Below are 12,600 nucleotides of genomic sequence, written 5' to 3'. Positions count from 1 at the left end.
ATCCCGCCAGTGATCCCGCCGGCGATCAGGGCAGATGCGCCTCCTTGATCCGGGCCCGCTGGAAGGTGTGTTCGGCGCCGCAGTCGTGGCAGTAGCCGGACACCGTGCCGCGGGTGAGCTCGATGTCCTCCATGTAGTGCTCACGCCGCTGCCAGACGATGACGATCGGCTCGCCGGTGACGGAGGCCACGGACAGGGCCTCGGCGGGCGTGCCGGGCTCGCCGCCCTGGAGGATCGCGGTGGCGTCCCATGCCGGGTCGGGCTCCACGGGCAGGCGGCGGCGCTGGGGCGCCTCCGCCTTGATGGTGCCGTCCGGGGCCACGGCGACCGGGGCGTGGCCGCCCTGCCGCAGCAGTTGGAGGGTCTCGTCGGGAGGCAGGGCGCTGAGGGCGACCGTGGGGGCGATGGCGCGCAGCGCCAGCTTGCGCAGGGCCCTGGTCCCGCACAGCTCGGTGATGAGCGCCGGGTCCTCCGCGGTCACCACGGAGGCGGCGGAGGTGACGCGGACGGCGCCGTGCCTGCGGGCGACGTCGGTGACGAGGTAACGCAGCGGCTGGGGGACGGCCTTGGCGGCGACGCGGGCCAGCTCGTCGAGCAGGCCGTCGGCCGTCGCCCCCGCGTCCAGCGCCCGGCGCACGCTCTTGTGCGAGAAGCGCCACACGCTGGCCCGGTCGCGTGACTCCAGGTCGGCGCAGCCGTTCAGGAACGCGGTCAGCTGCGGCGCGGGCACCCCTGACACGATCGCGGTCAGGTCGTTCTGCAGGGTCACGGTGTGGGTCGGCGTGGGGAAGCGGCCGGCCACGCCGGCGCCGTCGAGGTGGGCGCGGCCGAGCTCGGTCAGCGCACCCTCCTGGACCATCCCGAGCAGCTCGCCCTCGCGCAGGGCGGCGGTCACGAACTCGGCGGCGGCCGGCGCGAACTCCTTGACCGCCCGCGTCCGCCAGCCCACGGCCGGGAGCGACCCCTCAGGGCTCGACCCCCGCCCGGGAGGCAGCGTCCGGAGCACGCGCAGCGCGGCCCGCCGGATCTCGCCGGCCCCGCTCTCGAACTGGTACGGCGGAGCCTGCGGCGTCATGTGCTCCTCGCAGCAGCCCGTCACCCTGAACGTGGCCGCCTGCGGCATCGCCAGCCAGGACTCCACCAGGGCCTGCCACCGCGAGGCCGGATCCAGGCCCAGCCACTCGTCGGCCAGCGTGGTGCCGGCCAGCCTCTCGCCGGCCTCGGAGGCGATCAGGTCGGTGCCGAAGGCGAGGTCGAGCCAGAGCACGACCGCCTGCTCGGGAACGTCCAGCGCCTTGGCCACCCGCTTCAGCTCCCGCGCGCCCACCCCGCCCGCCTTCAGCTCGGCGATGGGCTGCGTTCCCGTCAGCTCGATCAGCGCCTCCACCTGGTCAACGGCGGCCAGCGCGGCGGCGAGCCCGTCCGCGGGCCCGGTGAGCTCCACGGACGGCACGTCCGGCTGGCCCGTGAGCTCCGGCTTCCAGCCGTCGCCGCGCAGCGCGAGCGCGACCTCCATGGGCATCTCGTACTCCCAGCCGTCCCGCACCACGAACCCGGCCTCGGCCAGGCGCGTGACCGGATGGTCCGCATCGACGGTGCCGTACCAGACGGCGTGCTGGAAGACCGGCTGCCCGTCCGCCATCGACTCCAGCAGCGCCACCGCCTCGCGCGGCAACGCGGCGGCGCGGGTGCGGACGGCCCGGCCGTCGCGCACGATCTCCGCCGCCTGGGCGAGCACCTCCGACTTGCGGCCCTTGGGTCTGCCGCCCAGCCCCTTGACCAGGGACTTCAGATCCTCGGCGGTCAGCTCGCGCAACGGCCGGCCCAGCCCGAACGGGTTCGCCCACAGCCCCTGCGGGTGCGGGGATCTCACCGTGCCCCCGTCGCCGCCCCCGTCGAGGGTCACGAGGCCCCACGCGGCCAGGGTCTCGATCGTCTCGCCGAGCCGGTCGCCGGGGTCGTGGAGCAGCTCGGCCAGCGCCGCGCGGCCGGCCTCGCCGCCCAGGATCTGCAGCGCCTGGCTGACGAGGTGGCAGTCGGCGTCGAGCGCGAGCAGGGCGGGCACGGCCAGCTCCGGCGCCGCGAGCAGGCGTTCGAGCGCCTCGGCGGAGGGGACGGCGGCCAGCTCCGGCCGGTTGCGAAGAAGCCGGGCGAGGTCGGCGGCGGGAAGAGGCACAACTCGACCCTAGCGAGACGAACGCCGCTCACGCATGGTGTTCAGGAGGGCGGCAGCTCGCCCGAGCCTCTGGCCACCAGCTCGACCGGGACCTTGACGCGGCGGGGCGACGGCGACGGGTTCAGCAGGAGGTCCACCGCGCTGCGGGCCAGGCGGGCCGTGTCGTAGCGGACCACCGTCACCCCGGGGTTGAACACGTCGGCCAGGGCGAAGTCGTCGAAGCTCACGTACGCGGGCCGCTCCGGACGTTCCCGCAGCGCCTGCAGGATGCCGATCGCGGCGCGGTTGTTGGTGGCGAAGAAGGCCGTCGGAGGGTCGGGCAGGTCCAGGAGGCGGCTCACCTCGTGGGAGACCCGCCACGGGTCGAAGAGCCCGCGGACCGTCAGCGCGTCGTCGGCCGTCAGCCCGGCCGCGCGCAGGGCCGCGCGGTAGCCGGTCGCGCGGTCGTGCACCGAGCTGATGCCCTCGTCGTCCGAGACCAGCGCGATCCGGCGGTGGCCGCGGGCCAGCAGGTGCTCGGTCGCGGCCCGGCCGCCCCGCACGTCGTCCAGCAGCACCACGTCCGCCGACTCCAGGCCCGGGGGCACGCGGTCCACGAACACCGTGGTGAGCGAGGCGTGCTCGGCCAGCCACGAGTGATCGGCCGCCGAGGGGACGACGATCAGGGCGTCCACGCCCCGGGCGTACATGGACTCGATGAGCATGCGCTCCTTGTCGGCGCTCTCCTCGTACGAGCCGAACACCACCAGCGCCTCGTACCGGGCCGCTGCGGACTCCACGGCGGCGGCCAGGCGGGAGTAGAACTCGTTGGAGATGTTCTCCATCACCAGCCCGAGCGTCAGCATGGTCGCGCCCCTGGCCAGGCGGGCGGCGGCCTCGTTGCGGCGGTAGCCGAGCGCGCTGATGGCCGCCTGCACGCGCTCCTGCAGCGAGGCCCGGACGTGCGGCTCCTGGTTGACCACGCGGGAGACGGTCTTGAGGCTCACGCCCGCGTGCCTGGCCACGTCGGCCATGGTCGGCTTGCGAGTGGTTTCACCCCGGGAGGCCGCCCGGTCACCCAGATCCCTGGCTGTCATAGTCTGCCCCCATGGATGACGAATGGATCTGTGGCCGGTTGGGCGAGGACGAGCCCTGGGCGTTGGGCGCGGTCAACCCACCGGTGTTCGAGAACTCGCTTTTCACGTTCGGGAGCGCGCAGGAGCTCGGCGAGGCGATCAGGAACGAGGACGAGAGGTACGTCTACTGGCGGGGGACCAACCCGACGGTCGATCTCGCTCAGCGTAAGCTCGCCGCGCTCGAGCGGGGAGAGCGTGCCAAGTGTTTCGGGTCGGGAATGGGGGCCATCTCGGCGACCATCTCCTCGCTCGTCAAGGCCGGGGATCACGTGCTGGTGCTGGGCGCAGTGTACGGGCCGACCACCCAGTTCCTGCGCTACCTGGAGAAGTTCGGGGTCACGCATACGCACGTGAACGACCTCGCGGAGTGTGACAGCGCTATCAGGGCGAGCACCCGTCTACTCTACTTCGAGTCCCCTTCCTACATGGCCTACGCCGTGGTCGACATCGCCGAGGTCACCGCGTGGGCGCGGGAGCGCGGGCTGGTGAGCGTGATGGACAACACCTGGTCCACGCCGATCTTCCAGAAGCCGCTGACCATGGGCGTCGATCTCGTCGTGCACTCGCTGTCGAAGTACATCGGCGGGCACAGCGACCTCGTGGGCGGCGTCGTGGTGGGCCCGTCCCGGCTGATCAGGCCGCTGGCGCTGACCGAGTACCAGCTGTACGGGGCCGCCATGTCGCCGCACGACGCGGCCAAGGTGATCAAGGGGCTGCGCACGCTGCCCGTGCGGATGGCCGCGCACCAGGAGCGGGGGCTGGCCGTGGCCGAGTTCCTGACGGGGCATCCGGCCGTGCGGGCGGTGAACCACCCCGGGCTGCCGTCCCATCCGGGGCACGACCTCGCGAAGCGGCAGATGTCGGGGTTCTCCAGCCTGTTCAGCCTCGTGCTGGACACGGAATCGCGCCAGGAGGTCGGACTCTTCCTCGACAAGTTGAGACATTTCAGGATTGGGGTGTCGTGGGGTGGTTTTGAGAGCCTGGTGAACGCCCCCGCCCTGTCCACCGAGGAGAGCGTGCGGGCCACCATGGGCATCCCCGTCGGCCTCGTGCGGCTCTCGGTCGGCCTGGAGCCCGCGGACACGTTGATCAAGGATCTCGGTCTAGCGCTGGAGGGGGTCGGTCGCCTAGCGTGACTGACAGCGCGTGACTGACAGCGCTGTCTGAAGCTGGAGGCTCAGCATGAGAACCCCCCTCCTGGCGGCCGCGGTCGCCGCCACGCTCTTGCTCGCGGGCTGCGGCTCCGGCTCGTCGTCCCCCGGCGAGGTACGGCTCCGCATGATCGAGAGCCTGACCAGTCCCGAACGCACGAAGCTCATCAAAACGCTGCTGAAGGACTTCGAGAAGGCCAACCCGGGCATCAAGGTGGAGCTGATCTCGCCGCCGCTCGACAGCGCCGACCAGAAGATCACCCAGATCCTGCAGACGAAGAAGGACCTGGACGTGCTGGAAGTACGCGACCACACGGCCAAGTCCTTCTCCAACAACGGCTGGCTGGCCGAGCTGCCCACCACGGAGTGGCCCGGCTGGTCGGACCTGACCGAGCTGGCCCAGAAGAAGGCCGTCGAGGTCGGCGGCAAGGCGTACCTGATCCCGTACGGCTTCTACGAGCGCACGATCTTCTACCGTACGGACCGGGGCATGACGCAGCCGCCGGCCACCTGGCAGGAGCTCTACGAGGCCGGCAAGAAGATGACCTCGGGCGACCGGTTCGGCTACTCGTTCCGGGGCGGCAAGGGCGGGGCCGACTACGCGGTCATGATGATCAGCGCGTACAACGGCGAAGCCCTGAATCCCGAAAAATCGTTCTATCTCAAGGACAAGCGGACGATCTTCTCCACCCCCGAGGCCGCCCAGGCCATGGACCTCTACGTGAAGATCTTCAAGGAGGCGTCGCCGCCCGACTCCGTCTCCTGGGGCTACCCCGAGATGGTCCAGGGGTTCACCTCGGGCGTCACCGGCATGCTCATCCAGGACCCCGAAGTGATCAAGACCGTCCAGGAGAGCGGCATGTCGGCCTGGTCGACGGCCCCCATCCCCAAGGGCCCGTCCGGATACGCCTTCCAGCCCGTCGGCTACGCCGGATGGGGCGCCACCTCCTTCACCACGCACCCGAAGGAGGCGGTCAAGCTGGTCCAGTTCCTCTCGGAGGCCAAGCAGAGCATCGCCTTCGCCAAGGGCAACTCGCTCATCCCGATCTCCAAGCAGGCCCAGAGCGACCCGCAGTTCTCGCAGGGCGCGTGGAAGGCGTACCTGCAGGCCCAGCAGGACCCCAAGCAGGTGATCACGATCAGGCCCGTCGACTACCCGGGCTGGAGCCAGTTCCTCGTCGACTCCGACCGTGACGTCCAGGCCCTGATCACCGGCAAGAAGACCACGGCCGAGGTGCTCAAGTCGTGGGACGCCTTCTGGACGGACCAGGCCAAGAAGGTCTCATGAGGCTCTTCACCGCCCGCCGGGCCAGGTTCATCGCTCTGTGCCTGCTGCCCGGCGTGGTCTTCGTGACCCTGTTCACGTACTACCCGATGATCCGCGGCACGGTCATCGCCTTCCAGCGCTACAACCTGTTCGACATCACCTCGACGCCCTTCGTCGGCCTGGAGAACTTCCGGGCCGTCCTGGCCGAGGACCGGTTCTGGACGGCGCTGCGGAACACCGGCACGTGGGTGGTCGTCTCGCTGTTCTTCCAGTTCTTCCTCGGCTTCGGGCTGGCGCTGCTGCTGCGCCGGCACTTCCGCGGGCGGGGCCTCTACCAGGCGTGGGTGTTCTTCCCCTGGGCCATGTCGGGGTTCCTGATCGGGCTGCTGTGGCGGTGGATGTTCAACGGGCAGTTCGGCGTGATCAACGACCTGCTGCTCAAGACCGGCCTCATCGACCAGCGCATCGGCTTCCTGGCCACCCCCGGGTGGGCGATGACCTCGGTGATCGTGGCCAACATCTGGTACGGCGTCACGTTCTTCGCCATCATGATCATGGCCGCCCTGCAGTCGGTGCCGAAGGAGCTGTACGAGGCGGCGGCCGTGGACGGCGCGTCGCGGCTGCGGCAGTTCTGGCACGTGACGCTGCCGCACATCCGGCCCACGCTCGCTCTCATCGTGCTGCTGCGGATCATCTGGATCCTCAACTTCCCCGACCTCATCTACTCGATGACCGGCGGCGGCCCGGCCGGCGGCACCGACATCATCACGACCTTCCTCATCCAGCAGGTCATCGGCGGCGACTACGGCCGGGCGGGCGCGGTGGGCCTGCTCATCCTGGGCCTGCTGCTGTCCTTCAGCGTCTTCTACCTGAACGCGACGAGATTCGAGAAATCCAGATGAGACGTGTCGCGACCGTGTTGAAGACTGGGGCGAAGGTCGTCGTGCTGGCGGCCTGGCTGCTGATCACCCTCTTCCCCCTCTACTGGATCGTCGTCACCTCGCTCAAGCCCAAGTCCGAGATCTTCTCGATGCCGCTCAGGTACTGGCCGGGCAACCTGACGTTCGAGCACTACGAGGAGCTGTTCTCGTTCGCGGACTTCGGCGCGTACCTGCTGAACAGCCTGCTCGTCTCGCTCGTCGCGGCCGGTGTGGTGACCGCGATCGGCGTGCTGGGCGGCTACACCCTCGCCCGCTTCGCCTTCCCCGGCCGGGGCGCGCTGATGCTGGCGTTCCTGGTCACGCAGATGATCCCGCTGTTCATCGCGCTGGGCCCGCTCTACCTGCTGATGTCCGACCTCGACCTGCTCAACCGGCTCGCCGGGCTGATGCTGGTGTACGTGGCCATGCTGGTGCCGTTCGCCACGATCATCATGCGCGGCTTCTACGAGCGGGTGCCGGTCGCGCTGGAGGAGGCCGCGCAGGTGGACGGCGCCTCGCGGCTGGTGGCCATGGTGCGGGTGGTCATCCCGGTCATGCTGCCGGGCATCGCGGCCACGTTCATCTTCGCGTTCGTGCAGTGCTGGAACGAGCTGTTCCTGGCGATCACGTTCATCGACAGCGAGGACGCCAAGACCATCCCGGTCGCCATGAACTCCTTCATCACCCAGTACGACATCGACTGGGGTTCCATGGCCGCGGCCACCGTGATCTCGGTGCTGCCGACCCTCGTCCTGTTCGCCGCCATCCGCCGCTACATCGTCGAAGGGCTCACCGCGGGCGCTGTTAAGGGGTGATGCATCCGATGAATTTCGGTTGACCACCCTTGACTAAGGTCATCTTGCGTGTCATACAGGCGAAAGACCCGATGTCTCGTCTGTGAGGTCCCGCATGACACCCCCCTCTCACGACCCGACCCGCCGTGCCGTGCTCGGCGGCTTAGGCCTCGCCCTCGTCCCCGCCGCCCCGGCGCTCGCGGAAACCGAGCCCGCCGAGCCCACCGGGGCGGCCCGGGGCTGGCAGCTCCGGCAGCGCGTGCCCTGGGCCGAGTTCATGAAGGGCCAGGACCTGCTCTGGGGCAGGATGCCCAGGACCTGGTCCGAGGGCCCGTTTCTCGGCGACGGCCTGCTGGGCAGCATGGTCTACCAGGAGCCCGGCCAGAACAAGATCCGCTTCACCGTCCAGCACGGCCGCGTCCAGGACCACCGGCCCCAGTTCGGCAGCGGCTGGGGCACCTGCCGCCTGCCCGTCGGCCACGTCACCCTCGACCCGGTCGGCACGATCACGGCGATCGACCTGCGGCTCAGCCTGTGGGACGCCGAGGTCACCGGCACCGTCACCACGGACAAGGGCAAGCTGTCCTTCTCCGCGTTCATCCACGACGAAGTCCTCGTCGCCAAGGCGGAGGCCGGCGGCGAGGAGCAGGTCCGCTGGACCTTCCACCCCGAGGACGCCGTCAGCCCCCGATCGGTCTCCGAGGCCCCGCCCAGCGGCTACACGCCCAACCCGCCCTGGACCACCGCGACCGCGGGCGACGTCGAGCAGGCGCTCCAGCCGCTCACCGGGGGCGGCCAGACCGCCACCGCCTACCGCGTCAAGGACGGGACGCTCCTGGTCACCGTGGGCCACAGCTTCCCGTCCGCGACCGAGGCCCAGGAGAGCGCGCTCGCCAGGATCCGGAACGCGCCGCCGTACGGGATCACGCGGAAGCGGCACCGCGACCGGTGGCACGACTTCTACGGCAAGAGCTTCGTCTCCCTGCCCGACCAGCGGCTGCAGAGTTTCTACTGGATCCAGCTCTACAAGGTCGCCTCCGCCAGCCGGACGGGCGGCCCGGTCATGGCCACCACCGGCCCCTGGCTGGAGTCCACCCCGTGGCCGGCGGTGTGGTGGAACCTCAACGTGCAGCTCGAGTACTGGCTCATCCACGGCTCCAACCACCTGGAGCTCGACTCGCTCACCAGCACGCTCGACCGCAACCGCGACCAGCTCGTCGCCAACGTGCCCGCCGCCTACCGCGCCGACTCGGCCGGGCTGGGACGCAGCTCCGACATGTTCTGCAACCGGAGCGTCGGCGCGCCCGGCACGGGCGCCGAGGTGGGCGACCTCACGTGGGCGCTGCACAACGTGTGGCTGACCTACCGGCACACCATGGACGACAAGCTGCTGCGTGACACGGTCTTCCCGCTGCTGCGGCGGGCGATCAACTACTACCTGCACTTCCTGGCCGCCGGCGCGGACGGCAGGTTGCACCTGCCCAGCACGCTCTCACCGGAATACCCGGTCACCCCGCCCCAGGACACCAACTACGACCTGGCGCTGATCCGGTGGGGCTGCCGGACCCTGATCGAGTCGGCCGAGCGGCTCGGGATCGACGACCCGCTCGCGGCGAAGTGGCGGGAGGTGCTGGACACGCTCGTGGACTACCCGGCCGGCGCCGACGGCTTCATGATCGGCGCGAGCACGCCGTACGCGCAGTCGCACCGCCACTACTCCCACCTCCTCATGATCTACCCCCTCTACCTGGTCAACTGGGACCAGCCGGAGCAGCGCGAGCTGATCGAGAAGTCGGTCGCCCACTGGCAGTCGCTGACGGGCGCGCACCGCGGCTACAGCTACACCGGCGCGGCCTCGCTCTACGCCATGATGGGCCGGGGCGACACCGCGCTGTCCTATCTGGACCGGTTCTTCGACCCGGCCGCCCGCTACCCGTGCACGGCCAACACCCACTACGCCGAGGCCGGGCCGGTCATCGAGACGCCGCTGTCGGCCGCCCAGTCCCTCCACGACATGCTCTGCCAGAGCTGGGGCGGGATCGTCCGCGTCTTCCCGGCCGTGCCCGCCTCGTGGGCGGACGTCGCGATCCACGACTTCCGGACGCAGGGCGCGTTCCTGGTCTCGGCCGTGCGCAAGGGCGGCCGCACCTCGTTCATCCGCATCAGGAGCGTGGCGGGGGCGCCGCTCAGGCTCAAGCACGGGCTCGACGGGCCGGTCACCGCCGTGCTGTCCGACGGCCGTCCCGCTCGGGTGAAGGACCTGGGGGAGGGCGTCGTGGAGATCGCCCTGGGCAAGGGGAGCGAGGTGCTCGTCCACACGGGCGCGCGGCCCGACCCGGTCATCGGACCTGTGCCGGTGAGCAAGCCGGGGGAGGCCTGGGGGCTGCCGCCGATCCCGCCTCCCGGGCCCACCACACCGGTGGACCTGTCGGCGTACTTCGGCAACGACGGGGTCTCCACGCACGAGGCGATGACGGACGGCGACTTCGACGGGTCCGGCTACACCTATCCGGCCGAGGAGCTGCCGCCCGCCGGGCCGCTCGTCCACGAGGGCCTGAGCTTCGTCTTCCCCGCGTACGGGGACGGGGCCGGGAACAACGTCGCCGGCCAGGGACAGACGATCGCCGTGCCGTCCGGGAAGTACGCCAAGGTCCGGCTGCTGGGCGCGGCCAGTTCCGGGGCCGTCACCTCCACGCTGACCGCCGCGTACGCCGACGGGACCACCGCCCAGGTGCCGTTCGTCCTGCCCGACTGGGGCGGCCAGCCCGGGGCGGGGGCCTCCGAGGTGATCCGCTGCACCCACCGCCACGGCCGCACGGGCGCCAACTCGCTGCGGGTCGGGCTGTTCGAGGTGCAGGCGGCGCTCGACCCGGCCAGGGAGCTGCGCTCGCTCACCCTGCCCGCGCTCACCCGGCCCCAGCTCCACCTGTTCGCGCTCTCCGTGGAGGCGCCCCGATGAAACGAGCGATCAACCGCTCGTCGCGCTCAACAGACCTTTCACCGCAAGCCATCCCCAACTAATCGCCGGACCCCAGCGACTCGCCGAACAACGTCACCAGGGGCCTCCACGACGGGTAGGTTGCGCTCTTACGTTGGGCGTGATCCGCATCACAGTGGAGGTCTCGTGACTACTAAAGAACATGACGCATCGGTCTATGAGGAAGTTCAGGAGAGCAGTGAGTTCCAGGATCTGAAACGGCGATTCCGCGCCTGGACGTTCCCGATGACCGTGGCGTTCCTCGCGTGGTACCTGCTCTACGTGGTGCTGTCCGGATGGGCGCGCGGCTTCATGGGGATCAAGCTGCTCGGTGAGATCAACGTCGGCCTCGTCTTCGGTTTGCTCCAGTTCGTCTCCACGTTCCTCATCGCGTGGGCGTACGCCAGGCACGCCGAGAAGAAGCTCGACCCGATCGCCGACAAGCTCCGCCACGAGGTTGAGGAGAAGACCAAGTGAGCTCCCACACCTTGGGGATGATCCTCTTCCTCACCTTCGTCGCCGCCACGCTGGGGATCACGTTCTGGGCGAGCCGGCAGACGAAGACGGCCGCCGACTACTACGCCGGCGGGCGGTCGTTCACCGGCGTGCAGAACGGGCTGGCCATCGGCGGCGACTACATGTCGGCGGCCTCCTTCCTCGGCATCGCCGGCATCATCGCGCTGTCCGGCTACGACGGGTTCCTGTACTCGATCGGGTTCCTGGTGGCGTGGCTGGTCGCGCTGCTGCTGGTCGCCGAGCTGATGCGGAACTCGGGCAAGTTCACCATGGCCGACGTGCTGGCCTTCCGGATGAGCCCGCGTCCCGTGCGCACGGCGGCGGGCGTGTCCACCATCGTGGTCAGCATCTTCTACCTGCTGGCCCAGATGGTCGGCGCGGGCGCGCTGGTCGGCCTGCTGCTCGGCATCACCTCCCCGGCGGGCAAGGCGTGGACCATCGTCGGCGTGGGCGCGCTGATGATCGTCTACGTGGTCTTCGGCGGCATGAAGGGCACCACCTGGGTGCAGATCGTCAAGGCCGTGCTGCTGATGAGCGGCGCCGCGCTGGTGACGGTGCTGGTGCTGGGCAAGTTCGGCTTCAACCTGTCGGCCCTGCTCGGCCAGGCCGCCACCACCAGCGGCCCCAAGGCGAACCCGGGCAACTTCCTGATCCCCGGCCTGAAGTACGGCACGGAGGCCCAGGGGCTGGCCGGCAAGATCGACCTCATCAGCCTGGGCCTGGCGCTGGTGCTCGGCACCGCGGGCCTGCCGCACATCCTCATCCGCTTCTACACCGTCCCCACCGCCAAGGACGCCCGCAAGTCGGTCCTGTGGGGCATCGGCATCATCGGCGTGTTCTACCTGCTGACCCTCGTCCTCGGCTTCGGCGCCGCGGCCCTGGTCGGCAAGACCGCGATCGTCGCCGGTGACGCGGCGGGCAACACGGCCGCGCCGATGCTGGCCGAACGCATCGGCCAGGAGATCTTCGGCTCGGTCGGCGGCACGATCCTGCTGGCGCTCATCGGCGCCGTCGCCTTCGCCACGATCCTCGCCGTCGTGGCGGGCCTCACGCTGGCCTCCTCCTCCAGCTTCTCGCACGACCTGTACGCGCACGTCTTCAAGCGCGGCCAGGCCAGCGAGCGCCAGGAGGTCGTGGTGGCGCGCGTCGCCGCCCTGGTCATCGGTGCCGTCGCGATCGGCCTGGGCATCCTGGCCCAGGGCCAGAACGTGGCCTTCCTGGTCGCCCTGGCCTTCGCCGTCGCGGCCTCGGCCAACCTGCCCGCGATCCTCTACAGCCTGTTCTGGAAGCGGTTCAACACGACGGGCGCGGTCTCGGCCATCTACGGCGGCCTGATCTCGGCCCTGATCCTGGTCATCTTCTCGCCGGTGGTCTCAGCGCCGGCGCCCCCGGCCGGCGTCAAGCCGACCGCGCTGATCGTCGGCGTGGACTTCCACTGGTTCCCGCTGAGCAACCCCGGCATCCTGTCGATCCCGATCGGGTTCCTGTGCGGGTGGCTCGGCACGATCCTCAGCAAGGAGTACAACGCGGCGAAGTACGCCGAGATGGAGGTCCGCTCCCTCACCGGCGTCGGCGCGGAGAAGGCGACCGAGCACTGACGTTCCCCCTGAAGGCGCCTCACCCCTCCCCTCCGAAGGCGCCTGCACCCGAGGGCCCGGCCTCCCGCGAGGCCGGGCCCTTCGCC

9 protein-coding genes are annotated in these 12,600 nt (G+C 70.2%); 7 read left to right on the top strand and 2 right to left on the bottom strand.

Annotated features, from left to right (window positions below; all coding sequences use genetic code 11):
- Positions 1 to 25 precede the first annotated feature (25 nt).
- Positions 26 to 2,176, bottom strand: coding sequence for a helicase-associated domain-containing protein (locus ACWDRB_RS00850; protein WP_449891331.1), 2,151 nt, complete (start codon positions 2,174 to 2,176; stop codon positions 26 to 28).
- Between the two features lie 41 nt (positions 2,177 to 2,217).
- Positions 2,218 to 3,252 carry a LacI family DNA-binding transcriptional regulator gene (locus ACWDRB_RS00845; protein WP_364239116.1) on the bottom strand — a complete coding sequence of 345 codons (1,035 nt, stop codon included), beginning with the start codon at positions 3,250 to 3,252 and terminating at the stop codon, positions 2,218 to 2,220.
- An 11-nt stretch (positions 3,253 to 3,263) separates the two neighbouring features.
- Here ACWDRB_RS00845 and ACWDRB_RS00840 point away from each other — a divergent pair, with 11 nt between their 5' ends.
- From ACWDRB_RS00840 to ACWDRB_RS00810, 7 genes are all read left to right on the top strand, one after another.
- A complete protein-coding gene (locus ACWDRB_RS00840) occupies positions 3,264 to 4,427 on the top strand; it encodes a trans-sulfuration enzyme family protein (RefSeq protein ID WP_449891330.1) in 1,164 nt (387 codons plus the stop codon).
- 46 nt (positions 4,428 to 4,473) lie between these two features.
- Positions 4,474 to 5,730, top strand: a complete 1,257-nt coding sequence (locus tag ACWDRB_RS00835) for an ABC transporter substrate-binding protein (protein WP_449891329.1) — start codon at positions 4,474 to 4,476, stop codon at positions 5,728 to 5,730.
- On the top strand, positions 5,727 to 6,611 hold the full coding sequence (locus tag ACWDRB_RS00830) for a carbohydrate ABC transporter permease (RefSeq protein WP_350722188.1): 885 nt from the start codon (positions 5,727 to 5,729) through the stop codon (positions 6,609 to 6,611). Before ACWDRB_RS00835 ends, ACWDRB_RS00830 begins: the two co-directional genes overlap by 4 nt.
- Positions 6,608 to 7,444: a carbohydrate ABC transporter permease gene (locus ACWDRB_RS00825; protein WP_449891328.1), complete on the top strand. Its 837-nt coding sequence runs from the start codon at positions 6,608 to 6,610 to the stop codon at positions 7,442 to 7,444. Before ACWDRB_RS00830 ends, ACWDRB_RS00825 begins: the two co-directional genes overlap by 4 nt.
- Positions 7,445 to 7,538: 94 nt before the next feature.
- Positions 7,539 to 10,382: a glycosyl hydrolase family 95 catalytic domain-containing protein gene (locus ACWDRB_RS00820; protein ID WP_449891327.1), complete on the top strand. Its 2,844-nt coding sequence runs from the start codon at positions 7,539 to 7,541 to the stop codon at positions 10,380 to 10,382.
- A gap of 165 nt (positions 10,383 to 10,547) precedes the next feature.
- Positions 10,548 to 10,877 carry a DUF485 domain-containing protein gene (locus ACWDRB_RS00815; RefSeq protein WP_350722185.1) on the top strand — a complete coding sequence of 110 codons (330 nt, stop codon included), beginning with the start codon at positions 10,548 to 10,550 and terminating at the stop codon, positions 10,875 to 10,877.
- A gap of 17 nt (positions 10,878 to 10,894) precedes the next feature.
- Complete coding sequence (locus ACWDRB_RS00810) at positions 10,895 to 12,514, top strand: solute symporter family protein (RefSeq protein WP_449891764.1); 1,620 nt, start codon at positions 10,895 to 10,897, stop codon at positions 12,512 to 12,514.
- Positions 12,515 to 12,600 lie beyond the last annotated feature (86 nt).

The sequence above is a fragment of the Nonomuraea sp. NPDC003707 genome, assembly GCF_053587055.1.
Note: the sequence above shows the minus strand (reverse complement) of the source record. Positions and strands in the feature narration are given on the sequence as shown.